The sequence below is a fragment of the Acinetobacter sp. GD03645 genome (assembly GCF_029845285.1).
Lineage (GTDB): Bacteria > Pseudomonadota > Gammaproteobacteria > Pseudomonadales > Moraxellaceae > Acinetobacter > Acinetobacter corruptisaponis.
Genome location: NZ_JAOCLL010000007.1, coordinates 1 through 26,091, shown reverse-complemented (window position 1 = coordinate 26,091; position 26,091 = coordinate 1). Strand labels below are relative to the sequence as shown.

The 26,091-nt window shown below is 42.3% G+C and carries 20 protein-coding genes; 14 read left to right on the top strand and 6 right to left on the bottom strand.

Features of this window, described 5'->3' with window-relative positions:
* Positions 1-49 precede the first annotated feature (49 nt).
* Positions 50-658: a DedA family protein gene (locus N5J47_RS07035; protein ID WP_267982235.1), complete on the bottom strand. Its 609-nt coding sequence runs from the start codon at positions 656-658 to the stop codon at positions 50-52.
* 143 nt (positions 659-801) lie between these two features.
* Complete coding sequence (locus tag N5J47_RS07030; protein ID WP_279959426.1) at positions 802-1,734, bottom strand: rhodanese-related sulfurtransferase; 933 nt, start codon at positions 1,732-1,734, stop codon at positions 802-804.
* A gap of 110 nt (positions 1,735-1,844) precedes the next feature.
* Here N5J47_RS07030 and N5J47_RS07025 point away from each other — a divergent pair, with 110 nt between their 5' ends.
* Complete coding sequence (locus tag N5J47_RS07025) at positions 1,845-2,336, top strand: DUF1289 domain-containing protein (protein ID WP_279959427.1); 492 nt, start codon at positions 1,845-1,847, stop codon at positions 2,334-2,336.
* A gap of 54 nt (positions 2,337-2,390) precedes the next feature.
* Here the strand turns inward: N5J47_RS07025 and gltA are convergent, their stop codons facing one another.
* Entirely contained in the window at positions 2,391-3,665 is a 1,275-nt protein-coding gene (gltA, locus tag N5J47_RS07020) for a citrate synthase (protein ID WP_004674939.1), read from the bottom strand.
* A gap of 897 nt (positions 3,666-4,562) precedes the next feature.
* Here gltA and sdhC point away from each other — a divergent pair.
* From sdhC to sucD, 9 genes are all read left to right on the top strand, one after another.
* Positions 4,563-4,964 carry a succinate dehydrogenase, cytochrome b556 subunit gene (gene sdhC / locus N5J47_RS07015; protein WP_004681507.1) on the top strand — a complete coding sequence of 134 codons (402 nt, stop codon included), beginning with the start codon at positions 4,563-4,565 and terminating at the stop codon, positions 4,962-4,964.
* On the top strand, positions 4,964-5,329 hold the full coding sequence (gene sdhD / locus N5J47_RS07010; RefSeq protein ID WP_004652198.1) for a succinate dehydrogenase, hydrophobic membrane anchor protein: 366 nt from the start codon (positions 4,964-4,966) through the stop codon (positions 5,327-5,329). Before sdhC ends, sdhD begins: the two co-directional genes overlap by 1 nt.
* 12 nt (positions 5,330-5,341) lie before the next feature.
* Entirely contained in the window at positions 5,342-7,231 is a 1,890-nt protein-coding gene (sdhA, locus tag N5J47_RS07005; protein WP_279959428.1) for a succinate dehydrogenase flavoprotein subunit, read from the top strand.
* A 14-nt stretch (positions 7,232-7,245) separates the two neighbouring features.
* Positions 7,246-7,956: a succinate dehydrogenase iron-sulfur subunit gene (locus N5J47_RS07000; RefSeq protein ID WP_004755939.1), complete on the top strand. Its 711-nt coding sequence runs from the start codon at positions 7,246-7,248 to the stop codon at positions 7,954-7,956.
* A 757-nt stretch (positions 7,957-8,713) separates the two neighbouring features.
* Positions 8,714-11,554 (top strand): 2-oxoglutarate dehydrogenase E1 component, encoded by a 2,841-nt coding sequence (locus N5J47_RS06990; RefSeq protein ID WP_279959429.1) that lies wholly within the window; start codon positions 8,714-8,716, stop codon positions 11,552-11,554.
* On the top strand, positions 11,554-12,762 hold the full coding sequence (gene odhB, locus N5J47_RS06985) for a 2-oxoglutarate dehydrogenase complex dihydrolipoyllysine-residue succinyltransferase (protein ID WP_279959430.1): 1,209 nt from the start codon (positions 11,554-11,556) through the stop codon (positions 12,760-12,762). Before N5J47_RS06990 ends, odhB begins: the two co-directional genes overlap by 1 nt.
* Positions 12,763-12,820: 58 nt before the next feature.
* Positions 12,821-14,254 carry a dihydrolipoyl dehydrogenase gene (lpdA, locus tag N5J47_RS06980; protein ID WP_279959431.1) on the top strand — a complete coding sequence of 478 codons (1,434 nt, stop codon included), beginning with the start codon at positions 12,821-12,823 and terminating at the stop codon, positions 14,252-14,254.
* 401 nt (positions 14,255-14,655) lie between these two features.
* Positions 14,656-15,822: an ADP-forming succinate--CoA ligase subunit beta gene (sucC, locus tag N5J47_RS06975; protein ID WP_004674927.1), complete on the top strand. Its 1,167-nt coding sequence runs from the start codon at positions 14,656-14,658 to the stop codon at positions 15,820-15,822.
* 14 nt (positions 15,823-15,836) lie between these two features.
* Positions 15,837-16,727: a succinate--CoA ligase subunit alpha gene (gene sucD / locus N5J47_RS06970; protein ID WP_279959432.1), complete on the top strand. Its 891-nt coding sequence runs from the start codon at positions 15,837-15,839 to the stop codon at positions 16,725-16,727.
* A 92-nt stretch (positions 16,728-16,819) separates the two neighbouring features.
* Here sucD and N5J47_RS06965 read toward each other — a convergent pair whose 3' ends face one another.
* The 3 genes from N5J47_RS06965 to trpS form a co-directional block, all read right to left on the bottom strand.
* Positions 16,820-18,526 (bottom strand): flotillin domain-containing protein, encoded by a 1,707-nt coding sequence (locus N5J47_RS06965; protein ID WP_279959433.1) that lies wholly within the window; start codon positions 18,524-18,526, stop codon positions 16,820-16,822.
* A gap of 30 nt (positions 18,527-18,556) precedes the next feature.
* Entirely contained in the window at positions 18,557-19,201 is a 645-nt protein-coding gene (locus N5J47_RS06960; protein WP_267982226.1) for a YqiJ family protein, read from the bottom strand.
* A 473-nt stretch (positions 19,202-19,674) separates the two neighbouring features.
* Complete coding sequence (trpS, locus tag N5J47_RS06955) at positions 19,675-20,688, bottom strand: tryptophan--tRNA ligase (RefSeq protein ID WP_279959434.1); 1,014 nt, start codon at positions 20,686-20,688, stop codon at positions 19,675-19,677.
* Positions 20,689-20,877: 189 nt separating this feature from the next.
* Between trpS and N5J47_RS06950 the strand changes: the two genes are divergently transcribed.
* From N5J47_RS06950 to N5J47_RS06935, 4 genes are all read left to right on the top strand, one after another.
* Entirely contained in the window at positions 20,878-21,801 is a 924-nt protein-coding gene (locus tag N5J47_RS06950; RefSeq protein ID WP_279959435.1) for a DUF808 domain-containing protein, read from the top strand.
* Between the two features lie 31 nt (positions 21,802-21,832).
* Complete coding sequence (locus tag N5J47_RS06945; RefSeq protein WP_279959436.1) at positions 21,833-22,720, top strand: zinc metallopeptidase; 888 nt, start codon at positions 21,833-21,835, stop codon at positions 22,718-22,720.
* Between the two features lie 255 nt (positions 22,721-22,975).
* Positions 22,976-24,475, top strand: coding sequence for a cation:proton antiporter (locus N5J47_RS06940; protein WP_279959437.1), 1,500 nt, complete (start codon positions 22,976-22,978; stop codon positions 24,473-24,475).
* Positions 24,476-24,858: 383 nt separating this feature from the next.
* A partial coding sequence (locus tag N5J47_RS06935) for a BapA prefix-like domain-containing protein (RefSeq protein ID WP_279993389.1) occupies positions 24,859-26,091 on the top strand: 1,233 nt, incomplete at its 3' end.

Here is a 26,091-nt window from a genome sequence, read left to right as displayed (position 1 = left end):
TTTCCTTAACTGAAATGAATAAATAATAAAGGAGAAATTTTTGTCTTTTTTATGATTTCTGCCCAAGTTTTTTAGCCATTTTCCAAATGATATAAAGTATGACAACTGCCAAAATAATATAGCCAACACGCTGCATAATTAAAGACATCAGGGCCTGGTTTTCACTGAAGTGATAGCCTAAAAATGCCAGGAATGTTGTCCAGATGATCGTTCCCAAGGCACTGTAAGTCATGAACTTGCCAAAAGGCATCTTGCTCATTCCTGCGGGGATACTAATCAGCGAGCGCACCGCTGGAATCATACGGCCAAAGAAAACGATTTTATGCCCATGCTGGTTGAACCAGCCCAAGGCCTTTTCAAGGTCAGTAACCTTGATTCTAAGGAATTTGCCGTAATGTTCTATAAAACTGAATAAGCGCTGTTCAGGAATTTTACGGCCAATCCAATAAAGGATCATTGCCGCAATCAGTGAGCCTGCGCTTCCAGCAATGATAACGCCAATTAAGCTCAAATCCCCCTTGGAGGCGGTATAACCCGCAGAGGGCATAATAATTTCAGAAGGAATAGGAGGAAAAATGTTATCCAGAAACATCAAAAAAGCGATGCCTAAATATCCAAGCTTCTCCATGACTGACAAGACCCATTCTTCAAGTCCCATAATACCCTTATATAATTTATTTGATTATTGTTTTTAGCATAGGATGGTTAATCTTGATGCTCAATGGTCTAATCGTTACATCATTTTATTATTATCATAAAAAAGCCATAGTGGAACTATGGCTTTCAGGATTTTTTTAACTTTTATAGACGTTTACGTTTTGCTGCTGCAATTTGCGATTGACGCATACGGAAACCCTCTTTCTGTTTCTCTGTGGTTTTATCAATACAGAAAACACAGGAAACCCCGTGTTCATAGCTTGGTAATTCGGCTTCTTCTTTGGTTAAAGGCCAGCCGCATGCGTGACACTTGATGTTCTCACCTTCTTCAACCCCATGTGTCACGGCAGTACGGCCATCAAATACAAAACATTCACCTTCCCAAAGGCTTTCCTCGGCAGGTGTTTCTTCCAGATATTTAAGGATACCGCCTTTTAAGTGGTAAACCTCACTGAAGCCTTCCTGCAACAGCAGGGAAGTGGATTTTTCACAGCGGATACCACCTGTACAGAACATGGCAATTTTCTTGTCTTTGTGCTGCTCAAGGTTTTGTTTTACATATTCAGGAAATTCACGGAATGTTTCTGTCTTGGGATCAATCGCGCCCTTGAATGTACCTGCCTTATATTCGTAGTCGTTGCGGGTATCCACCAGAATCACGTCATCGCGGCTAATCAGCTCATTCCATTCCTTTGGATCAAGATAATGACCAACCAGGTCACGTGGCTTAACCTCAACACCGAGGGTAACGATTTCGTTCTTCAGCTTAATCTTCATCTTGCGGAATGGTTTTTCAGAGCTGGCAGACTCCTTATATTCCATCGCGGCAAAGCCTTCGTTCAATAGGAATTGGTGAACCGTGTCAATTGCTGCACGGTCGCCAGCAACAGTACCATTAATTCCTTCAGAAGCGACAATCAGAGTTCCACATAAATTGATGCCATTCACTAAGTCCAGAAGACGTTTTTGCAGATCGGCTGCATCCGCAACTTCTTTAAATTGATATAGTGCCGCAACAACCCAATTATTGGTCGCTTGCTGTTCTACAGGTGCAAGCTGTTCTACAGTAGCGTTCATGGATAACTCCAAATGTATTAAGATAGGAAAAACAAGGCGCATATTTTAGCGTGAAATTTGAAAATAAGCGAGAAAACCATAAAATTAATATGGTTTTAGAGGAATAAGTTTTGAGTAATGATCGTCGAATCCCATCACTGACCCCATGCGCAGGGCGTTGTTCAACGGTATTTGGTGATCTGGTGTGTCGTGGATGTCGCCGTTTTAATCATGAGGTGATCCAGTGGAACACCTATACGCCTGAACAGCGGTTGGTGGTCTGGAAGCGTTTGGATGCACAACTTGACCAGATTCTGGTGCCATTGTTGCCCAATGCTAGTCTCCAGCATGTCGAGGGTTTTATCCACGGCAAGCATATTCGTATTCTGGAAAGCGCAAGTGCTGGACGTAAGCTGTATCATGCTTTAAAAGTCTGTGAGAAAAATAAGCATTTGGCACAGGAAAGTGGACTTGGAATTTCCCACACACAGGTAAAGCTGGTCTGGGATGAGTTTGAACGACGTGTCTTGGCTTTAGCCAAGGCAAGCTATGAACTGGCCTGGCTGCGTGCCGATGGGATCAGTACAAACCTATTGCGTGCCCTAGAAGAGGACGAGCTTTAGGAAGTAATAAAAAAGCTGCCATTTGGCAGCTTTTTCACATTAATTTCTTAAAAATTAACGTTTGATGTCACGTTGTTTTTCACCCGTATACAATTGGCGTGGACGGCCAATTTTATATGGGGAAGCGTGCATTTCTAACCAGTGGCTGATCCAGCCAACAGTACGACCTAATGCAAAAATAACCGTAAACATATCAACAGGGATACCAATTGCTTTTAGGATGATACCTGAGTAGAAGTCCACGTTTGGATAAAGTTTACGTTCAATGAAGTATGGGTCGCTAAGTGCAATGCGCTCAAGTTCCATTGCAAGTGCAAGTTGTGGATCATTGATACCCAATGCGCCAAGCACTTCATCACAGGTTTCTTTCATCACTTTGGCACGTGGGTCAAAGTTTTTGTAAACACGGTGACCAAAGCCCATAAGCTTCGCTTCTTTGCGTTTTACTTTTTCCATAAATTCAGCAACGTTTTCAACGCTACCGATTTCAGCCAACATTTTCAGTACAGCTTCGTTTGCACCACCGTGTGATGGTCCCCAAAGTGCAGAAATACCTGAAGAGATACATGCATATGGGTTTGCACCAGTAGAACCAGCAAGACGTACAGTAGATGTAGACGCATTTTGTTCGTGGTCAGCATGAAGCGTGAAGATACGGTCCATTGCTTTAGACAAAATCGGATTAACTTTATAGTCACGATCCGCAGGCGTAGCAAACATCATATGCAGGAAGTTTTCTGCATAGTTTAGGTCGTTACGTGGGTAAATGAATGGCTGTCCAATCGTGTATTTGTAGCTCCACGCCGCAAGCGTAGGAATTTTCGCGATAAGACGAATTGCAGTGATTTCACGGTGGTTGATATCTTCGATATCCAAACCATTGTGATAGAACGCAGACAACGCACCAACAACACCAACCATTATAGCCATTGGGTGAGCATCACGACGGAAACCATTGAAGAAACGGCTAACCTGATCGTGAACCATGGTGTGGTTGCGTACCTTAGCGTCAAATTCCGCCTTTTGTTCAGCATTTGGAAGCTCGCCATTTAACAGTAAATAGCAAGTTTCGAGGTAGTCTGCTTGAGTCGCTAATTGATCAATTGGATAGCCACGGTGCAATAACACACCTTTGTCACCATCAATGAATGTGATCTTAGATTCGCAAGCAGCTGTCGCCATAAAACCAGGATCGAAAGTAAAATGACCCGATGCCAATACATCTTTAACGTCAATTACATCTGGGCCCAATGTGCCGCTGTAAATTGGTAATTCAATTTCTTTGCCATCAAGCTGTAATACGGCTTTTTTGCCAGTTGCTGCAGACATTCAATAGATCTCCTGTCCTGGTGAATGATTATCTGACTCGAAATCCTAATCTTGTCATGTGCGAATCAGACGGTGTCAAAATTTGCTATAAGATTAGTGGCTACTAAAATTTTGTCAATTATACTTAGGGATAAAAAATGACATTGCTACAGTCAATTAGTCATTCAGTATCAAAGAAAAAATTGAGTAAATTCACAGCATCGGTCGAGTATAATATGTCAAATCATGTTTCAGGTGCATAAAAAAAATGAAGCACCAGTACAATTGTAAGTAAATTTTTACTCTGGTGATATTTTGGTGCCTGTAAAATTAAGGGCTTAGCTCACCAAAACCCTATATATCTCATGGTCTCGCGTTAAATAATAGTTCAAAAAACAGTTTGAAAGCTGATATATAACGGCATAAGTGGTTCATTATGGTGCGATTGATTGATTAAAAATAAATCGATGTATTTATATGGATTAGACCTGAATAATAGATTAGTGGTTAATTATATTTAATATATAAATGAGGGGTATTATTTATGACTATGCTTAAAGCCGACTCATTTAATGGGGTTTTACTGAGAAAAACATATTTTTTTTGAAATAAATAATGGGGATTTTTTCCAGCTTGGAACTATTCATAAAAAAAAGTTTTGTATTTTTATTTTTATAAAACAATTGGATAAAAGGATTTAGCTAAAAATTTAATTTATCTGGGAAATATTGTGTATGTGAATGATTCTTATTTATTATTTTTTTCGACTAAAGCGAAAGCTGATTGTTTGTATTTTGATATTTCACGTTTTATAATTCGGTGTCGTTATAGGTTAGGCATGAGCTGTGCTTGCCTAACAATGCCAGCTTTCCTTTGAATTAATTCAAACAAACTCCAGTTGGAGTTTCTACTTACAGGATGCCCGCTGTGAAAAGCAACAGACCTGTCAATTTGTCCATGGGTCAAGTTTTAGCTGTAAACTTAAAATCACCCGTGGCTATTGCATCAATTCTGCACCGTTTATCAGGTGTGATCGTTTTCTTATTGGTCGCAGTTCTTTTATGGATTTTGGATAAATCTTTATCTTCACCAGAAGGATTTGACTACGTTAAAAATGTCGTTTTCGGAAATATCATTGTACGTTTCATCGTATGGGTATTTGTAGCTGGATTAATTTTCCACTTTATCGCAGGAATCAAGCACTTGCTTGCCGACCTCGGTTTTGCTGAAGAATTACAGAGCGGTCGCATCGCAGCTACAATCGCATTGATCTTGTCTGCGGTTGGTATTATCGCAGCCTTTGTATGGATTATGTTCTGATGAAAAGTGCTACAGGTTTAACAGGTTCAGGTTCTCGCGACTGGTATATCCAGCGTGTGAGTGCGGTTGTATTGGCTGCCTATACTGTTGTTCTGTTTGGCTGGATTCTCTGCAACAGCGGATTTGGCTATGAACAGTGGGCTGGCTTTATGTTGACTCTGCCAATGAAGATTTTTTCTTTATTGGCGGTGTTGTCGCTGGTTGCACATGCCTGGATTGGTATGTGGCAAGTCTTTACTGATTATGTAACGACTCGTCAGATGGGCCCATCAGCTTCAGGTTTACGCCTTGTATTGACTTCTGCCGTCATTATTTCAGTGTTCGTGTACGCAATCTGGGGTATCCAGATTTTCTGGGCAAATTGATAGGAACAGATCATGGCAACCCCTAAAGAAAATTATTTAAATATTCAAACCCTCACTTTCGATGCAGTGATCGTAGGTGGTGGTGGTTCAGGTATGCGTGCTTCTTACCAACTTGCCCAAGCAGGTTTAAAAGTTGCGGTACTGACCAAGGTATTCCCAACACGCTCGCATACCGTTGCTGCCCAAGGTGGTATTGGTGCGTCGTTAGGTAATATGCAGGAAGATAACTGGCACTATCACTTTTACGACACCGTAAAAGGTGGTGACTGGTTAAGTGACCAGGATGCATGTGAATTCATGTGTCGTGAAGCACCAAAAGTCGTGTATGAACTTGAACATCTTGGCATGCCGTTTGACCGTAATGAAGATGGTACGATTTATCAACGTCCATTCGGTGGTCACTCTGCAAACTATGGTGAAAAAGCAGTTCCACGTGCCTGTGCTGCTGCTGACCGTACGGGTCACGCATTGCTTCATACCTTGTATCAAAGCAATGTCAAAATGGGGACTGAGTTCTTCGTTGAATGGATTGCACTTGACTTGATCCGTAACGAAGAGGGTGATGTCCTCGGTGTGACTGCATACGATCAGGAAACGGGTAACATTGCAGTATTCCAGGCCAAAGCAACCTTGTTTGCTACTGGTGGTGCGGGTCGTGTTTACCGTGCATCTACCAATGCCTATATCAACACGGGTGATGGTCTTGGTATGGCTGCCCGTGCAGGTATCCCATTGCAGGATATGGAGTTCTGGCAATTCCACCCAACAGGTGTTGCGGGCGCAGGGGTATTGTTGACTGAAGGTTGTCGTGGTGAGGGTGGTATCCTTCGTAACAAAGACGGCGAACCGTTCATGGAACGTTATGCACCAACTTTAAAAGACTTGGCACCACGTGATTTCGTATCGCGTTCAATGGACCAGGAAATTAAGGAAGGGCGTGGTTGTGGTCCTAAAGCGGATCATATCCTGTTGGATATGACGCATTTGGGGGCTGACACAATTATGAGACGTCTGCCATCTGTATTTGAGATTGGCAAGAAGTTCGCAAACGTTGACTGTACCAAAGAACCAATTCCTGTTGTACCAACCATCCATTATCAAATGGGCGGTATTCCGACCAATATGCACGGTCAAGTGGTTGTGCCGCATGGTGTGGAAGAGGGTGAATTCTCTGCTCACTATGACAAGGACACCAAAGAATATACCTATAAAGGTACACGTGATTATGTAAAACCTGTGAAAGGGTTCTATGCGATTGGTGAGTGTTCTTGCGTATCTGTACATGGTGCAAACCGTTTAGGTACCAACTCATTGCTTGACCTTGTGGTATTTGGTAAAGCAGCGGGTGAGACGATCATTGACTATGTGACTAAACATCATGGCGATGATTATCAACCGTTACCAAATGATGTACTGGAAAAAACCTTGGCGCGTATCCGTAAGCTGGATGACTCAACTTCTGGTGAAAATGCTCAGGAAGTTGCAGACGCAATCCGTGACATCGTACAAGACCACGCAGGTGTATTCCGTACTCAGGCATTGCTTGATAAAGGTGTAAAAGAGATTCTTGCGATTGAGCCACGTGTTCGCAACATTCACTTGAAAGACAAGTCTAAAGTCTTTAACACTGCGCGTGTTGAGGCATTGGAAGTTGAAAACTTGTATGAAGTTGCAAAAGCAACCTTAATCTCTGCTGCTGCACGTAAGGAATGTCGTGGTGCGCATACAGTGGTTGACTATGAGTTGGCACCTGATCACCCAACATATTCATACGGCCGCCGTGATGATGAGTGGATGAAGCATACTTTATGGTATTCATCAGACAACCGTCTTGAATATAAGCCAGTTCGTTTCAGCCCATTAACGGTTGAAGCAATCGAACCTAAGCCACGTACATTCTAATCGGGAGAACAAAGATGAGTAGAGGCACTCGTACATTCGAAATCTACCGCTACGATCCTGATAAGGATAAAGCGCCGTACATGCAAACGTTTAAACTTGAGTTAACCGACAAGCACCGTATGTTGCTTGATGCGTTGCTTGCGTTGAAAGTACAGGATGAGACATTAACGTTCCGCCGTTCATGCCGTGAGGGCATCTGTGGTTCTGATGGTGTCAACATCAATGGTAAAAATGGCTTGGCTTGTTTGTGGAACCTGAACGACTTGCCAGAGAAGATTGTGATCCGTCCTTTACCTGGCTTGCCAGTGGTAAAAGACTTGGTTGTAGACATGAACCAGTTCTATGACCAGTACAACAAGATTCAGCCATTCCTGATTAACAATCAGCCAGCGCCACCAAAAGAGCGTTTACAGTCTCAGGCAGAGCGTGAACATCTTGATGGTCTATATGAATGTATTCTTTGTGCATGTTGTTCAACTTCATGCCCATCATTCTGGTGGAACCCTGACAAGTTCCTTGGGCCATCTGCATTGTTAAATGCATACCGCTTTATCATTGACTCTCGTGATACGGCAACTCAGGAACGTTTGGCTCGTTTAGATGACCCATTCTCATTGTTCCGCTGTAAAGGCATCATGAACTGTGTATCTGTTTGCCCGAAAGGTTTAAACCCAACCAAGGCAATTGGTCACATTCGTAACATGCTCTTGGATCAAGCGGGCTAATCGCTTTCTCTGACCAAAAAACGGAAACTTCGAAAGAGGTTTCCGTTTTTTTATTTTTGGATACGGCTGTTTATAAAGTTGGAAACATAGGGGAGTAATATTTGTATGAATCTAAAATAACCGCTGCCAGCTATATGAGGGATTCTTATAAAATTTATGATTAAGTCAAATAATAAAAATAAATATAAATCGGGTATTTGCTTTATTTTTAGTCACTCTGCGGGGTGTTTGTGCGAGATTTGTAGAGAATCTTTAACTTTGGTCGATATAAGTGCAATTTTTAGAAAAAGGGCGGTATATTAGAATATAATTGAATACGTGTATTTCGCTGGTTTATGAATGGTATGTGTCAAAAAAATCAATTCAAGCTTGATTACATGATAGGATTTCAGCCAGCAAATGAAAGCAAAAAATAAGCATATTCCTGACGTTATCTTTAGATAATATCTGATGAATTTATGCGGTTTTCTTTGAATAAAGTCAATTTAGAAAAGTTAAAAACTTATTTAATTTTTCTAAAATGATTTGCAAAAAATTGCTCGATTTTATCGAGTATGAGAATGAGTTATGTGCTTTGAATTGAAGGTGCATGACTCATTTGTTACATCAAAGGGAATACTCCTGATGTGTAGTAATAATGTCTCAAGGTTGGATGATCTTGAGTAGTAGTGTCTTGTTACCAATTTGACGCTATGAATCATGGGTGTGCTTAAAAGGCAACCTGTATTATTTTTTGCAATAGGAAATGGGTCCAAAAATGCAAGAAGTTGCTGACGCATTGCGTCTTGACACTGAACTTTCCGCTGATAGTGCAGCGTATATTGAAGAGCTTTACGAACAGTACCTAACGTCCCCAACCTCAGTGTCAGAGGACTGGCGTGAATATTTTGATAAATACCCTAAAGGTGATCAACCACATAGCAATGTGCGCGAGCAATTCCTCCTCTTAGGCCGTAATGCAAGCCGAGTTCAACCCGTCGTACAAAGCGCTGTTAGCACGGAACACGAGCGTCGCCAGATTGCTGTATTACAACTCATCGCCGCTTACCGCAACCGTGGTCATCAAAAAGCCAAACTTGATCCATTAGGTCTTGCGAAACGAGAAGAAGTTCCAGACCTGGATTTGTCTGCCCACGGTTTAACGAAGTCTGATTTAGATACGGTTTTCAATACGGGTAACCTTGCCATTGGTAAAGCGGAAGCGACATTGTCTGAGATGGTTGAGGCAATGGAGGCAACCTACTGTGGATCAATTGGTGCAGAGTATATGCACATCGTTGACACCAAGGAAAAACGCTGGATTCAACAACGTTTAGAGGGTGCGCGTGGTAAATTCAACTTCACTGCCGAGCAGAAAAAAGGTTTTCTTGAGCGTTTAACGGCTGCTGAAGGTCTGGAAAAATATTTAGGTAATAAATTTGTTGGCGCGAAGCGTTTTGGTGTGGAAGGCGGTGAGTCTTTCATTCCAATGGTCAACGAAATCATTCAGCGTGCAGGTAGTGTAGGCTGTAAAGAAGTGGTGATTGGGATGCCGCACCGTGGCCGTCTTAACCTGCTTGTCAACATTATGGGTAAAAACCCTGCCGACCTTTTTGGTGAGTTTGAAGGCAAAAGTCTGCACAAAAAAGGTTCTGGTGATGTGAAGTATCACCAAGGCTTCTCTTCAAATGTGATGACACCAGGCGGTGAAGTGCATTTGGCATTGGCATTTAACCCATCACATCTTGAAATTGTGGGGCCTGTGGTTGAAGGTTCGGTGCGTGCCCGTCAGGTTCGCCGTAAAGATGTGGGCGGTGATGACGTGCTGCCACTCATCGTTCATGGTGATGCGGCATTTGCTGGTCAGGGTGTGAACATGGAAACTTTCCAGATGTCACAGACCCGTGGTTATACCGTTGGTGGTACTGTTCATATTATTGTGAACAACCAGGTTGGTTTTACCACATCAGACCCACGTGATGCCCGCTCTACTGAATATTGTACCGATATTGCAAAAATGATTCAGGCACCGATTTTCCATGTCAATGGAGATGATCCTGAAGCGGTAATTTTTGCCACCCAGATTGCACATGACTTCCGTCATGAGTTCCGTAAAGATGTTGTGATTGACTTGTTCTGTTACCGTCGTCGTGGTCATAACGAGGCGGATGAACCATCTGCAACACAGCCATTGATGTACCAGATCATTAATAAAAAAGCGACCACCCGTACGCTTTATGCTGACCAACTGGTTCAACAGCAAATTCTTGATCGCGCAAGTGCCGACAGAATGGTTGAAGATTACCGTGCTGACCTTGAAGCGGGTAACCATGTGGCGAACGCGTTGGTGACTGAACCAAACAAGAAAATGTTTGTGGATTGGTCTCCATATCTAGGCCATGAATATACTGATGTTTGGGATACCACAGTCAGTATTGACCGCTTAAAAGAGCTTGGCAGAACCATGAATACATTACCTGAAGGTTTTGTATTGCAGCGTCAGGTCCAGAAAGTGATTGATGACCGTTTGAAAATGCAAACGGGTGAAATGCCACTCAACTGGGGTGCTGCTGAGGTTCTAGCTTATGCAACCTTGCTGGATGATGGCTTCCTTGTGCGTATCACAGGTGAAGACGTTGGTCGTGGTACATTCTCACACCGTCATGCCAAACTGCACAATCAGGCGGATGGTTCGGTTTATATCCCACTTTGCCACATTAAGGAAAACCAGCCACGTACAGCGGTTTATGATTCTTTATTGTCAGAAGAGGCGGTGCTTGCATTTGAATATGGTTATTCAACCACCTTGCCAAAAAGCCTGATCGTTTGGGAAGCCCAGTTTGGTGACTTCGCAAACTGTGCACAGGTTGTGATTGACCAATTTATCGCTTCGGGTGAAACCAAGTGGGAGCGTGTTTGTGGTCTTACCATGTTGTTGCCACACGGTTATGAAGGTCAAGGTCCAGAGCATTCATCTGCACGTTTGGAACGTTTCCTACAGTTGTGTGCTGAAGACAACATGCAGGTGATGACACCGACAACTCCAGCGCAGATTTTCCATGCGTTACGCCGTCAGGCGGTTCGTCCTATCCGTAAGCCAATGATCGTAATGTCACCAAAGTCGTTATTACGTCATAAGCTTGCGACTTCAACTTTGGATGAGTTGGCAAACGGTTCATTCCAGACCGTGATTGATGAAATTGATCAAGTCAACAAGGCCGATGTGACTCGTCTGGTGCTGTGTGGTGGTAAGGTTTATTACGATTTACTCGAAAAACGTCGTGAGCTTGGTTTAAACCATATTGCGATTGTTCGTATCGAACAGTTGTATCCATACCCAGAACAGCGTTTAGCTGAAGTGATGGCTCAGTATCCAAACATCCAGGAACTTGTCTGGGCACAGGAAGAACCGAAGAATCAGGGCGCCTGGTTATTTATCGTTCCTCGTCTATACGAAGATGTTCTTAAATCTGGTAAACAAATTCGCATTAGCTATGCAGGTCGTGAAGCATCTGCCGCACCTGCCTGTGGCTCACCATACTTGCATGCAAAACAACAAGCTCAGCTCGTCAATGACGCACTGGCAATTGAAGCTGAACAATCAGGAGATTCTAAATAATGGCAACCGAAATTAAAGCACCGGTATTTCCAGAGTCAGTTGCTGACGGTACGATTGCAACCTGGCACAAGAAAGTAGGTGAACCTGTATCACGTGATGAAGTGATCTGTGACATTGAAACCGATAAAGTTGTTTTAGAAGTGGTTGCTCCAGCTGACGGTAGTTTAGTTGCAATCATCAAAAATGAAGGGGACACCGTTTTATCTGACGAAGTGATCGCACAGTTTGAGGCAGGGGCTGTTTCTGGTGCTGCCGATACTCAGGCAGTGCAAAGTGCAGCACCTGCTCAGGTGGAGCAAGCTGCCGCAAATACTCAAGCGGGTGCGGCACCAGTTGTGCCAGTGCAGGATCAGGCTCCTGCTGTTCGTAAAGTATTATCTGAAACTGGTATCAACGCTGCTGATGTACAAGGTACAGGTCGCGGTGGTCGCATCACCAAAGAAGATGTTGCAAGCCATCAGGCGAAACCAGCTGCATCAGTTCAGCCATTAAGCGTGGCGGTAGGCGAGCGTATCGAAAAACGTGTTCCAATGACACGTTTGCGTAAGCGTGTTGCTGAGCGTTTATTGGCCGCTACACAGCAAACAGCGATGTTGACAACATTCAACGAAGTCAACATGAAGCCAATCATGGAAATGCGCAAGCAATATAAAGATGCTTTTGAAAAGCGTCATGGTGCGCGTTTAGGCTTTATGTCTTTCTTTGTTAAGGCGGCGACTGAAGCATTAAAACGCTACCCAGCGGTAAATGCATCGATTGATGGTGATGACATTGTTTATCACGGTTTCTACGACATTGGTGTAGCAGTTTCTTCTGACCGTGGTCTGGTTGTGCCAATTCTCCGTGATACTGACCGTATGAACTACGCCGAAGTTGAGAATGGCATTGCTGGCTATGCTGCGAAAGCGCGTGAAGGCAAGTTGTCAATTGAAGAAATGACTGGCGGTACATTCACGATTACCAATGGTGGTACGTTCGGTTCATTGCTTTCAACTCCTATTTTAAACCAGCCACAAACTGCGATTTTGGGTATGCATAAAATCCAGGAACGTCCTATGGCGGTGAATGGTCAAGTTGAAATCTTGCCAATGATGTATTTAGCACTTTCTTATGACCACCGTTTAATCGATGGTAAAGAAGCTGTCGGTTTCTTGGTGACGATCAAGGAATTGTTGGAAGAACCTGCTAAACTCATTCTTGACCTTTAATACTAGAAATATATCTCCCATATAAGGTGATCCTTTATATGGGACTTTGGAGATAAAAATGTCTCAACAGTTTGATCTTGTTGTCATTGGCGGTGGACCTGGTGGTTATGAGGCAGCGATCCGTGCTGCACAACTTGGTTTCAAAGTCGCTTGTATCGAAAAACGTATCCACAACGGTAAGCCATCTTTAGGTGGTACCTGTCTAAATGTGGGCTGTATCCCATCTAAAGCACTGCTTGACTCTTCCCACCGCTATGAAGCAACCGTTCACGAACTTGCTGAACATGGTATCACCACAGGTGAAGTTAAATTTGATCTAGACACTTTGTTGGCACGTAAAGACAAGGTTGTTGATCAATTGACAGGTGGTGTTGCTCAATTACTGAAAGGTAATGGTATCGAATGGTTACAAGGTACGGGTAAATTACTTGCAGGTAAGAAAGTAGAATTCACACCATTTGAAGGTGAAGTACAGGTCTTAGAACCGAAATACGTGATCCTTGCAACGGGTTCTGTACCTGTCAATATTCCAGTGGCGCCTGTTGATGAAGACTTGATTGTTGATTCGACTGGTGCGTTGAAATTCGCAGAAGTTCCTAAGCGTCTTGGTGTCATCGGTGCAGGTGTGATCGGTCTAGAACTTGGTTCAGTATGGCGTCGTCTTGGTTCAGAAGTTGTTGTGTTTGAAGCATTAGATGCATTCTTACCAATGGCGGACAAAGCATTGGCGAAGGAATATCAAAAAATCTTGAAGAAACAAGGTTTGGATATCCGTATCGGTGCCAAAGTTTCTGGTGCTGAAACCAATGGTCGCGAAGTAACGGTTAAATATAACCAAGCCGGCGAAGACAAAGAACAGGTTTTTGACAAGTTAATCGTTTGTGTTGGCCGTAAAGCCTATGCAGAAGGTTTATTAGCTGAAGATTCAGGCATTAAATTGACCGAACGTGGTTTGGTTGATGTTAATGATCAGTGCCAGACATCTGTTGAAGGTGTTTACGCGATTGGTGATTTGGTACGCGGTCCAATGCTTGCCCATAAAGCAATGGAAGAGGGTGTCATGGCGGTTGAGCGTATCCACGGTCATGCTGCTCAAGTGAACTATGACACCATCATCAGCGTCATTTATACGCATCCAGAAGCGGCTTGGGTGGGCTTAACTGAAGAACAGGCTAAAGAAAAAGGCCACGAAGTTAAAGCAGGTCAATTCCCGTTTGCGGTGAATGGTCGTGCATTGGCTGCGGGCGATACTGCTGGTTTTGTTAAGTTCGTTGCTGATGCGAAAACAGATCGTCTTTTAGGAATGCACGTTGTGGGTCCTAATGCATCTGATATCGTACACCAAGGCATGATTGCACTTGAGTTTGTTTCTTCTGTGGAAGACCTGCAATTAATGACTTTCGGTCATCCAACATTCTCTGAAGTTGTACATGAAGCGGCGCTTTCTGTTGATGGTCGTGCAATCCACGCCATTCAACGTAAGCGTAAGTAATGAGGGGCGGTTGATATTTCACAGATGCTTGCGACAGAGGACATTTTTTAGATGATACAAGGCATGTTTTGCGAAGCTTAGTAATCTAAGTAAGTAAAACATAACGCAGTAGCAGCAAAAAATGTCACTGTCCCAAAGGGTTATGGCTAAAACATCCACAAGCTTCGTTATGAAACTTGACAAGGGAGTCGCCATTGCCTGCGTTTCCTGCCTTGCTTGTGTCGTTTTAGCCGATAACGCAAGCATGGTTGAAATGTCAACCGACCCTCTGAGTGTGGTTCGCCACACTTTTTTGAATGATGATGATTGGTTTTATAAGGCAATCATTTACTCAATATGTAGCAGTCTGGTTTTAAGAATATTAAGGCTGTATCAAAATAAACAACATAGTAGGTAACTAAATGAACTTACATGAGTATCAAGCTAAAGCGTTATTAAAAAAATATGGCATGCCAGTACAAGAAGGTATTTTGGCAACAAATGCAGATGAGGCAGTTGCTGCATTTGAACAGCTTGGTGGTAAATTCGCTGTAATGAAAGCGCAAGTTCATGCTGGTGGTCGTGGTAAGGCTGGTGGTGTTAAAGTTGCAAAATCAAAAGAAGATGTAATCGAATTTGCAAACAATATCATTGGTACTCGTCTTGTAACGTATCAAACAGATGCAAATGGTCAACCTGTTAACAGTATTATCGTTGCTGAAGATGTTTACCCAGTTGAACGTGAGCTTTATCTGGGTGCGGTTGTAGACCGTTCTAGCCGTCGTATTACTTTCATGGCTTCTACCGAAGGTGGTGTAGAAATCGAGAAAGTTGCAGAAGAAACACCAGAAAAAATTATCAAGGTTGAAGTTGATCCACTCGTTGGCTTACAACCATTCCAGGCGCGCGAAGTTGCGTTTGCTTTAGGTTTGAAAGACAAGCAAATTGGTCAATTTGTGAAAATTATGTCTGCTGCTTACCAGGCATTTGTAGAAAATGATTTTGCATTATTTGAAATCAATCCACTTTCAGTTCGTGAAAATGGCGAGATTTTATGTGTAGATGCAAAAGTTGGTATCGACTCTAATGCGCTTTACCGTTTACCAGAAGTTGCTGCTTTACGTGACAAATCACAAGAGAATGAGCGTGAATTAAAAGCATCTGAATTTGACCTTAACTATGTTGCTTTAGAAGGTAACATCGGTTGTATGGTGAACGGTGCTGGCCTTGCAATGGCAACCATGGACATTATCAAACTTTATGGTGGTCAGCCTGCAAACTTCCTTGACGTTGGTGGCGGTGCAACCAAAGAACGCGTAATCGAAGCGTTTAAAATCATCCTTGCTGATACGTCTGTACAAGGTGTTTTAATTAACATCTTCGGTGGTATCGTACGTTGTGACATGATTGCTGAAGCGATTATTGCAGCGGTTCAGGAAGTAAACGTAACTGTACCAGTTGTTGTTCGTTTAGAAGGGAACAACGCTGAGTTGGGTGCGAAATTACTTGATGAATCTGGTTTGAAATTAATTTCTGCGAATGGTTTATCTGATGCCGCAGAAAAAGTTGTAGCTGCAGTTAAGGCGTAAGGGGAGTATCAATCATGAGCGTATTAATTAATAAAGACACTAAAGTATTGGTACAGGGTTTTACTGGTAAAAACGGTACTTTCCACTCTGCACAAGCTTTGGATTACGGTACAAAAGTTGTGGGGGGTGTAACTCCAGGTAAAGGTGGTACAACTCACCTTGACCTACCAGTATTCAACACGATGAAAGATGCTGTACGTGAAACAAATGCTGATGCATCTGTCATCTATGTACCAGCGCCATTCGTTTTAGACTCTGTCGTTGAAGCGGTTGATTCAGGTGTTGGCCTAATCGTTGTGATCACTGAAGGTGTTCCAACCATCGACATGCTTAAAGCTAAACGCTACTTGGAAACTAACGGTAACGGTACTCGTTTAGTTGGTCCTAACTGCCCAGGCGTGATCACTCCAGGTGAATGTAAGATCGGTATTATGCCTGGCCATATCCACCAACCAGGTCGTATTGGGATTATCTCACGTTCTGGTACATTGACTTATGAAGCTGTTGCTCAAACAACCAAGCTTGGTTTAGGTCAGTCTACTTGTATCGGTATTGGTGGTGACCCAATCCCAGGTATGAACCAGATCGAAGCGCTTCAATTGTTCCAGGACGATCCAGATACTGATGCAATCATCATGATCGGTGAGATTGGTGGTACAGCGGAAGAAGAAGCTGCTGAATTCATCAAGTCTAATGTGACTAAGCCAGTTGTAGGTTACATCGCTGGTGTAACTGCGCCTAAAGGTAAGCGTATGGGGCATGCGGGTGCGATCATTTCTGGTGGTAAAGGTACCGCAGAAGAGAAATTTGCTGCGTTTGAAAAAGCAGGCATGGCTTATACACGTAGCCCAGCGGAGCTTGGTTCAACCATGCTACAAGTTTTAAAAGAGAAAGGTTTGGCGTAATACGTTAGATTTTAATCTTAAAAAACCCCAATGGAGACATTGGGGTTTTTTTATTATCATTTAATAAATCTCAGTTTGAGGATATTAAACACTTACTCTGCTTTTGGTTTCAACCCTTGCGTTAAACCATTGATATCACCACCTTGTAAACCAAGTTCATTCATTAAGCTATCAATTAACGGGGCTTGTGAACGATAGCGTAGGGCACTATTCACAACCTGATCAGACAAAGAGGTTTGGGTATTTTCAACTGCTTCACCTGATACAGAACCACCTGCAAAACCATTTAAACCATTCACCTGTAAAATCTTGATGTCATCAATATTTTCCATTGGTTTAACGCTTTCACGAATGATTTCAGGTAAGTGTTTGAGCAAGGCTAAACGAATTTGCATTTCCACCTGTTCAGCAGAAAGGGTATTGGCCGCCTCATTCACTGCACGGGCACCCTCTGCATCGACTTGATATTGTTTCTCTAACGCCTGAGCAAGCAGGATTTTGGCATCCGCTTCACCTTTGGCTTTTAAACGTACTTTTTCAGCCTCGGCTTCCGCACCAATTCGTATTGCCTCGGCTTCATCAGCAGCCGCTTTTTTACCTGCATCAGCAGCAACGGTAATGGCAATTGCTTCTTTTTCAGCGGTTTGTTTAGCAGCAACCAGTTCCACCGCTTTTTGACGTTCCGCACGTTGTGTTTCACGTACAGTCACAACTTCTTCCTCGGCTTTTACTGCTTCGGCACGGGCTTTATCTGCTTGGGCTTTGGCTTCTGATTCAGCGCGGGACTTTTCTGCAATCGCAATGGCACGATCCTGCTCTGCAAGCTCAATGGTTTTCTTCTGCTCAACCTGTGCTTTTTGAATGAGCTGAGCTTTCTGGATATTCTCATTTTCCACATCACGTGCGGAAGCAATCCGTTTCAGTTCAACTTCACGTTCAGCAGCAATACGGGCTTCTTCTGCTTCACGTTTTTTAGCTGCTTCCTGCGCTGCAATTTCAGCACTTTGTTCGGCTTTACGAATTGAAATTTCACGTTCCTGTTGTAGCTTGGCATATTCCTCTTCACGAGAAATTTGTAGTCTTGCCTGTTCAGCTTGCAGATTTTTTGCACGAATCGCCAGATCAGCATCCTGCTCAATGTCGTTACGCTTTTTACGGCGGTCTTCAATGGTTTCGGTCAGCTTGGTTAAACCTTCCGCATCAAAGGCATTTTGTGGGTTAAAGAACTTAAAGCTGGTTTGATCTAAGCCAGTCAATGACACCGTTTCAAGTTCTAGACCATTTTTAGATAAATCTTCTGACACCACTTGTTGAACTTTCTGCACGAAATCAACACGCTTTTCATGCAGTTCTTCCATCGCCATTTCAGCGGCAACAGCACGTAGGGAGTCAACAAACTTACCCTCAACCAAGTCTTTCAACTCTTGAGGCGACATGGTTTTGCGACCCAGCGTTTGTGCCGCCGTTGCAATGGACTCACCTGTTGGTTTTACCCGAACATAGAATTCAGCCATGACATCCACCCGCATACGGTCACGGGTAATCAGTGCCTGATCAGCAGCGCGTTTGACTTCCAGACGCAAGGTGTTCATGTTTACAGGAATAATTTCATGCAATACAGGCAGAACAATTGCCCCGCCATTTAAAATTACTTTCTCCCCACCAAAACCTGTACGTACAAAAGACACTTCCTTGCTGGAACGTGTGTACAGGCGAGCAATAATAATCCCTATAAAAATCAGTGCCGCAAAAATAACACCTGTAATAATTAAAATTTCAGTCAATGCTGAATTAAACATTTAAATGCCCTCGTATCATCAATATAAAAATTAAATCGAAATTGCCTGAAAACCAATCTTGGTTCTCTGCGTCAAAATAACCTCTTGTCCTTGCTGAAAAACAATGTCGAGTTCTGGCTCAACCAAAACATAATGGGTTTGACCAAACTGGTCTTTCACTTTGGCCTGTGCAGGGGAGTTGGGTTTGGCATCCCCTAAAATGATTTGGGCTGTCCTGCCGATCAAGTCTTCACTATAAATAACCGTGGTTTCATCTTTGGGAATAATCCTGGCGATGAGCGCAGCACTGATACGCACGACAGGCATACACAGAAACACACAGGCAGGTGCAATAATCCATGCAGACAGGTAATGTTCGGTTAGGTGGAAGAAGATATCCTGAATAATCAGGCCCGTTAGTGCATATACAGTTAAGAAAATAATGAGCCAGATCAGTAAGGGAACCTTGCCTAAATACAGCCATTCCAATAACTGGGTAAAGAGATTCTCTGGATGATCCACTCCGACATCGGCATGGTCTACATCGGTGAGGCTATCTGGTAAAAACTGTTCGAGAAAACTTGAGCTACCCCCAAACAGCAGCAAGATGAATTCAAGTACGCCAATAAACAGGCATAGCATTAAAGAAATGCTAAAAACAATATTTGAAGGATGTGTTAATAAATCCCATATCATCACTATTACTCTTATTTCTTGTGGAGATAATTAATAAAATTTTTATAAAAATAAATCAGTTATAAGAGTAAATGTAATGAGTATTAAATTCAACCTAAATTCATGCCAATTCAGCCTTATTGGGATTATTTCACTGTGGAGTATATTCCTGTAAAAAGGTAGGATTTTTTAGGCGAAAAAAAACGCAATGATTGGGGTTGTCATTGCGTTGAACAACGAATCTGTTAAAAAACAGTTCCGATGAAAAGGAGAAATGTCATAAGATTAGTTTTCTCTAATCTACATAGCCATAATATAAAAAAACTTGACCAAGTTCATAGGTATTCATGTTACCTACTGTTAATAGATGTTAATAAGTGACGAAAAATGTTAGTTGTGAATTTTATTGGGTAGTTCTTAAATTAGACTTAAATCAGTAAGTTAATTAAAAAAGCCCAGAAATATGGGCTTTTTTATGGTAAAAGTAACGTAAATTAAAATTTAAATAAACCCAAGCCCGCTTTTACTTCATCCAAAGTTTGTTGGGTAATGTCACGGCATTTCTCAGTGCCTTGCTTGAGTATGTCCATGATGTAGTCGGGATCTTTTTCCAGTTCTGTACGACGTTCACGAATAGGAGTAATCAATTCTTTCAACACACCCTCTAAACGTTTTTTAACTGTTCCATCACCTAAACCGCCACGACGGTAATGCGCCTTGAGTTCCTCAACCTCTTCCTTGTTTGGATCAAAGGCATCCAGATAGGTAAATACAATATTACCCTCAACCTGACCTGGATCTTCAATACGCAAGTGATTTGGGTCGGTATACATGGCATTGACCGCTTTCTTGATGTCTTTATCTGAAGCATTTAAGACAATGGTGTTGCCCAATGACTTAGACATTTTGGCCTTGCCATCAAAACCTGGTAAACGTCCCATATTGGATAACAGCGCCTTACATTCAGGTAATAAATCCTGTCCGATTTGACGGTTGATACGGCGCACGATTTCATTGGTTTGTTCAATCATTGGAATCTGGTCTTCACCCACAGGCACCACAGTTGCCTTGAATGCGGTGATGTCCGCTGCCTGAGCCACTGGATAGCATAGGAAACCTGCTGGGATGTCACGTTCAAAACCACGCATCTGGATTTCTGACTTGATCGTTGGATTGCGTTCCAGACGTGCCACAGTGACAAAGTTCAGGTAAAGCATGGTGAGTTCGTTCAGGGCAGGTAAACAGGACTGCACACAAATGGTTGTTTTGGTTGGGTCAATACCCACTGCCAGATAATCGAGAGCCACTTGTAGGATATTGTTGCGAACTTTATCTGGATTATCGGCATTGTCAGTCAGGGCCTGTGCATCGGCCAGTAAAAGATGCTGATGATGGCTGTCCTGTAGGCCTACACGAGAGCGTAATGAACCAACAAAGTGTCCAAGATGAAGTTGTCCAGTAGGGCGGTCGCCTGTCAAAATTATTGGACGTTGATCAGCATTGCTCATGATATGTTCCAAGATTCAGTCATTTGATAAATATTTAATGCAGCATATTGTACGGTATATTGCGGGAATGCGGGTAATCTCTGTAAAACAGACCTACAAAAAATACGCAAAGAATTTTCAATAGATAAATATAAAAATGGCTTTAATCCACTTTACAATAGCCGCATAAATACAAACTAGGATATAAAAATGGCGAGTGGTTTATTATTACTGCTGGATGATATTGCGACAGTTTTAGATGATGTTGCCGTGATGAGCAAAATGGCAGCCAAAAAAACTGCTGGGGTATTGGGGGATGACCTTGCGTTGAATGCCCAGCAAGTGAGTGGTGTGCGTTCTGACCGTGAATTACCAGTGGTCTGGAGTGTCGCCAAAGGCTCTTTTGTGAATAAGTTGATTCTTGTTCCACTGGCACTTTTAATCAGTGTGGTTGCGCCGTGGTTGATTAATCCATTGCTGATGATTGGTGGCCTATTCCTCTGTTATGAGGGTGTAGAAAAAGTTGTGCATATGCTGCACCACAAAAAAGCCAAGACAGCCGAAGAGGCGAGTGAAAACCTGCAACAGGTTGAAGTTGATCTGGTCAAGTTTGAAAAAGAAAAAGTGAAAGGTGCGATTCGTACCGATTTTATTTTATCCGCTGAAATTGTGGTAATTTCGTTAGGTACCGTTGCAACAGCAGCATTTATGACTAAAGTGACTGTATTAAGCATTATTGCCATTGTGATGACCATTGGCGTATATGGCTTTGTTGCCATGATCGTCAAGATTGATGATCTAGGGTTATATTTAACACAACAGGCATCTGAATTTAAAAATAAGATTGGGCGTGGTTTGCTGGCCTTTGCCCCTGTGTTGATGAAAACACTCTCCATTGTTGGAACGGTTGCAATGTTCTTGGTTGGTGGTGGCATTATTAGCCATACCATTCCATTGCTGCATCATTTTACTGAAGAAACGGTAGACCATTTGGAACTGATTCCAAGCGTTGGTTCAATTATTGGCGCATTGACACCGACCTTGATTAATTTGGGTATTGGTCTGGTTGCAGGTGCTATTGTACTGATCATTGTTGGGTTGATTCAGAAAGTGTGGTCAAAGGCTTCGGTTTAAATCTTGGACAATATAATCATATGAGGTCACTATGCGCTGGAAAGGTCGTCGAATCAGTACCAATGTTGAAGACCGTCGTGGTGGTGGGGCAAAAGCAGGCGGCATCAGTATACTGGGGCTTATTGTTGCTTTTGTTGCATGGAAGTTTTTTGGGGTTGACCCCCAACAAGCTTATCAGGCGACTCAGGCTGTGACCAGTGCGCAATCCTCACAGGGCAGTGCGCCACAAAGCCTGACTGCCGACCAGAAAGAAGCCAGCGATTTTGTCGGAACCATTCTGGCAGATACAGAAGATACCTGGACTCCTATCTTTCAACAGTTGGGCATGTCCTATAAGCCACCAAGATTAGTGCTGTTTAATGGTGTGGTGCGCTCTGGTTGCGGCACGGCCCAGGCTGCAATGGGGCCATTTTATTGTCCAACAGACCAAAAAGTCTATATTGATACCTCATTCTTTAAAGAAATGCGCCAGCAAATGGGAATCTCTGGAGAACAGAACCAAACAGAACTTTCCCGTCAGGATCAGGCGGGTGACTTTGCTCAAGCGTATGTGATTGCACATGAGGTTGGTCATCATATTCAAAATCTGTTGGGCATTTCCTCTCAGGTGCAGCAGGCACGTTCACAAATGAGTCAGACACAGGGCAACCAGCTTTCAGTACGTTTGGAATTGCAGGCGGATTGTTTTGCAGGAATCTGGGCACATCAGAACCAGCAGCGTACACAATTTCTGGAGCAGGGTGATATCGAGGAAGCGATGGATGCTGCCCAAAAGATTGGTGATGACTATTTGCAGAAACGTGCCACAGGACAGGTTGTTCCTGATAGTTTCACACATGGTACCAGTGAGCAGCGTATGCATTGGTTCCAGTTGGGACTGAAATCGGGGGATATCAATCAGTGTGATACCTTTAAGTAGCTTAAAGGTATTTCATCCTTATTTAAAAAGATAAATTGTAAATGAATGGGGTTGGGTCATTGTTAGAGACTTTAGGCAAGTGTGTTGATATGTTTGTATTGTGATATGAATAAAATGAAAAACTTATAGATAAAATCCTTTCAAAATTCAGTTATTATGACTAACTTGGCAGCTTGAAATACATTATTGAATTTAAGTTATAAATTTTGAACGAGATACTTTCGTGTATGCGATTGATATAAATAAAGAGGTGTTATGGGCAATTTCTTTCTTCTGCAAGCATTAACCGTTATTTTTGCACTTTCCATCGCCACCACCATTTTTAATAAACGAATACTTGGCTTTCCACAGGCGATAGGGGTACCGATTGTTTCGGCAATTTTCGTTTTTATCTTGCAATGGGGTGCAAGCTTACTCAATGGTAACCAGTTTATTACCATTAATATTCACAATATTGAATCTGCTGTACGTGAAATTGATTTTTATGACTTTTTAATCAATGGTGTCATTTGTTTCATTCTAACCTCCTCTGCATTAAAGTTTAAGATTTCTGATTTACGCAACTACTGGAAGCCAATTGGTATTCTGGCAACAATCGCCCTAGTGTTATGTGCTGGATTTTATGCTGGATTACTCTATTTATTTCAATGGGCTGTTGGATACCCAGTACCAATTGAAGTTTTATTATTATTAGGTGCGGCTTTAGGTGCAACTGACCCAATTGGTGTTAAAGGGGTATTAAGTTCGATTAAAGCACCGCATCACTTAATGGTAAAACTGGAGGGTGAATCTCTATTTAATGATGCGATGTGTATTGCATTATTCATGACCTTATTAAAAGTTCTACAAGGTGCTCATTTTTCACTGATTTCAACAATTGAAACCTTGTTATATGAAATTTTTGTCGCGGTTATTATTGGTTTTGGCTTTGGTTTGGCAATCTTGCGTTTATTACGTGGTAAACATGAGATGGAGTCACTCATTTTAACCACTGCATTATTGGCTAGTGGTTCATATTTGGTGGCTTTATTCGCCCATGCCTCCGCTCCGATCGCCTGTGTTATTGGAGGTTTGATCGTGGGTAATAAATGGCAGGAATTTAGGGAAGAGCAGGAGATTCAGGAAGTTAATCATTTTTGGCATACTGTTGAAGGGATTATTAACTCTTTCCTATTTACCTTAATTGGTTTGGAATTGTTTATTCTGGATTTAAGTGCCAATTTAATTATTGGCGGTATTATTGCCTTTTTAATCCTGCACTTATCTCGTTTCGCAGCAAACTTCTCAGCTTTTGCATTATTCCCATCTTTCCGTAAAAAAAGCTACAATGGCAGTTTAACCATTCTCTCATGGGGTGGGGTACGTGGTGGGATCTCCCTGGCATTAATCCTTGCTGTTGCAAATGTTCCTCAGTTGAGTCCCTATAGTAGTATCCTGATTGGTTATACTTTTATTAGCGTACTGCTTTCAGGTGTTGTTTGTGGATTGGGTTTACCAGCTGTAATGAATGCATTTTATTTTAATCCAAATGAAGAAACTCAAGGACTTAAAGGTGTTTATCAACGCCTATGTAATAAAATGAACCGCCGTGGGTTTAAATATATTGTGGGTGAGGATGCCTTGGGTCGGGAAACATTGACGATTTATAATCCTGAAATTTTACTGGATAAGAAATCGGATGATGGGGTCGCAACTGTACATCATCCAAATAAACGTGAAGAAGTGAAACGTTTAGAAAATCCTGATAATTTTTAATATTATATTCTCTATTGAGTAAATGTCATTATGTATGTTTGCTCATTATATCTTTAAATTAAGCATCCATTTAATTGGGTGCTTTTTTAATTTGATTTAATACTGTTTTTATTACTATTGCTGTATAAATGTAACTAAAAAAATAAATAATAATTGGGATAATAAAAAAATTATTTAAAAACATGAAATTAAATCTCATTTTTTGTAATGTGTTTTTTACACATTATTTTTATTTTATGTGATGTATTTAACATTTTTTTAAATTGTTTTAGAGTGGAGTTGATAACTCTATCACAAGCAAAAACAGAATAACTCAAACCAAAACTCAATAAAATGATTGATAAACGGTTGAAAACAAATAAATTATAATGAGGAATAATATCATGTCTGAGATACAAATTATTTCCAAGGAAAACCATAAAACGCTTTTAAATACAACGGATAACATTACTAAACTATCCTCGTCTGAACCAGTCGTTGTATTACTAAAAGTAGAGATTAACGATATCGCTCAAGTAAAAAGAGATGGTTCAAACGCGGTTGTACTATTAAAAAATGGAGAAATTATTGTTATTCAAAATTTCTTTGATAATGGTGGAGCAACGGAAAATAGTCTTGTACTTCAGGGTGACGATAACCAATTATTATGGGCCCAGTTTAAGGATTTAGAAAATGAGGCCGATGCGGATGCTGACGCAGATGCCGACGCGGATGCGGATGCAGACTCCGATGTAGCGGCAGATAATTTTGATGATGAAAATGCGGTTTTTCTAGAAGAACTTCCAGCGATTGTGCCTGCTTTGGCTGAGTCTGCGGTATTGCAACCAATAGCAGCCGTAGCACCTGCATTGACAGGTGCAGCAGCATCGGCGGGGTTAAGTTCCGCTGCATTGTGGGGAGGGGCACTGGTTGCGGGTGGTGCGATTGCCGCCGCTGGTGGAGGTGGTTCGGGATCTAATAATAACAATGAAGCCGACACGACTCCTCCAGTCGCAAACATTACGATTGATGAAGCCACAGGTAAAGTTACGATTACATTTAGTGAGCCTGTGCAGGGATTTGATCCAAGTGACGTTGTGGTAACAGGCGGTACAATTACAGGCTTGACTCAACAACCTGACGGTAGCTGGACAGGTACTGTAATTGCAAATGGAAATCCAGGAACTACAGGCAGTGTAACAGTCAGTATTCCAGATGGTAGTTTTACTGATCTAACAGGTAATGCTGGTATTGGTGATAGTGCAACAGCCACTGTCCCAACAAATGATAACGACTCTGATTCAGATAGCGACAGTGACTCTGATTCCGACAGCGATTCCGACTCCGACAGTGACTCCGATTCGGACAGCGACTCCGATAGTGATTCTGACTCAGACAGCGATTCCGACTCCGACAGTGATTCCGACTCCGACAGCGATTCCGATTCAGACAGCGACTCTGACTCTGACAGCGACTCAGATTCTGACAGTGACTCTGATTCCGACAGCGATTCCGATTCTGACAGCGATTCAGATTCCGATAGCGACTCTGATTCTGACAGTGATTCAGACTCAGACAGCGACTCTGACTCAGATAGCGACAGTGACTCAGACAGCGACTCCGACTCCGACAGCGAT

Coding starts and splice junctions, on each gene's coding strand:
- N5J47_RS07035 (WP_267982235.1), bottom strand. CDS start 658: ATGGGACTTGAAGAATGGGTCTTGTCAGTCATGGAGAAGCTTGGATAT.
- N5J47_RS07030 (WP_279959426.1), bottom strand. CDS start 1,734: ATGAACGCTACTGTAGAACAGCTTGCACCTGTAGAACAGCAAGCGACC.
- gltA (WP_004674939.1), bottom strand. CDS start 3,665: ATGTCTGCAGCAACTGGCAAAAAAGCCGTATTACAGCTTGATGGCAAA.
- sdhC (WP_004681507.1), top strand. CDS start 4,563: ATGCCCGCTGTGAAAAGCAACAGACCTGTCAATTTGTCCATGGGTCAA.
- sdhD (WP_004652198.1), top strand. CDS start 4,964: ATGAAAAGTGCTACAGGTTTAACAGGTTCAGGTTCTCGCGACTGGTAT.
- sdhA (WP_279959428.1), top strand. CDS start 5,342: ATGGCAACCCCTAAAGAAAATTATTTAAATATTCAAACCCTCACTTTC.
- N5J47_RS07000 (WP_004755939.1), top strand. CDS start 7,246: ATGAGTAGAGGCACTCGTACATTCGAAATCTACCGCTACGATCCTGAT.
- N5J47_RS06990 (WP_279959429.1), top strand. CDS start 8,714: ATGCAAGAAGTTGCTGACGCATTGCGTCTTGACACTGAACTTTCCGCT.
- odhB (WP_279959430.1), top strand. CDS start 11,554: ATGGCAACCGAAATTAAAGCACCGGTATTTCCAGAGTCAGTTGCTGAC.
- lpdA (WP_279959431.1), top strand. CDS start 12,821: ATGTCTCAACAGTTTGATCTTGTTGTCATTGGCGGTGGACCTGGTGGT.
- sucC (WP_004674927.1), top strand. CDS start 14,656: ATGAACTTACATGAGTATCAAGCTAAAGCGTTATTAAAAAAATATGGC.
- sucD (WP_279959432.1), top strand. CDS start 15,837: ATGAGCGTATTAATTAATAAAGACACTAAAGTATTGGTACAGGGTTTT.
- N5J47_RS06965 (WP_279959433.1), bottom strand. CDS start 18,526: ATGTTTAATTCAGCATTGACTGAAATTTTAATTATTACAGGTGTTATT.
- N5J47_RS06960 (WP_267982226.1), bottom strand. CDS start 19,201: ATGATATGGGATTTATTAACACATCCTTCAAATATTGTTTTTAGCATT.
- trpS (WP_279959434.1), bottom strand. CDS start 20,688: ATGAGCAATGCTGATCAACGTCCAATAATTTTGACAGGCGACCGCCCT.
- N5J47_RS06950 (WP_279959435.1), top strand. CDS start 20,878: ATGGCGAGTGGTTTATTATTACTGCTGGATGATATTGCGACAGTTTTA.
- N5J47_RS06945 (WP_279959436.1), top strand. CDS start 21,833: ATGCGCTGGAAAGGTCGTCGAATCAGTACCAATGTTGAAGACCGTCGT.
- N5J47_RS06940 (WP_279959437.1), top strand. CDS start 22,976: ATGGGCAATTTCTTTCTTCTGCAAGCATTAACCGTTATTTTTGCACTT.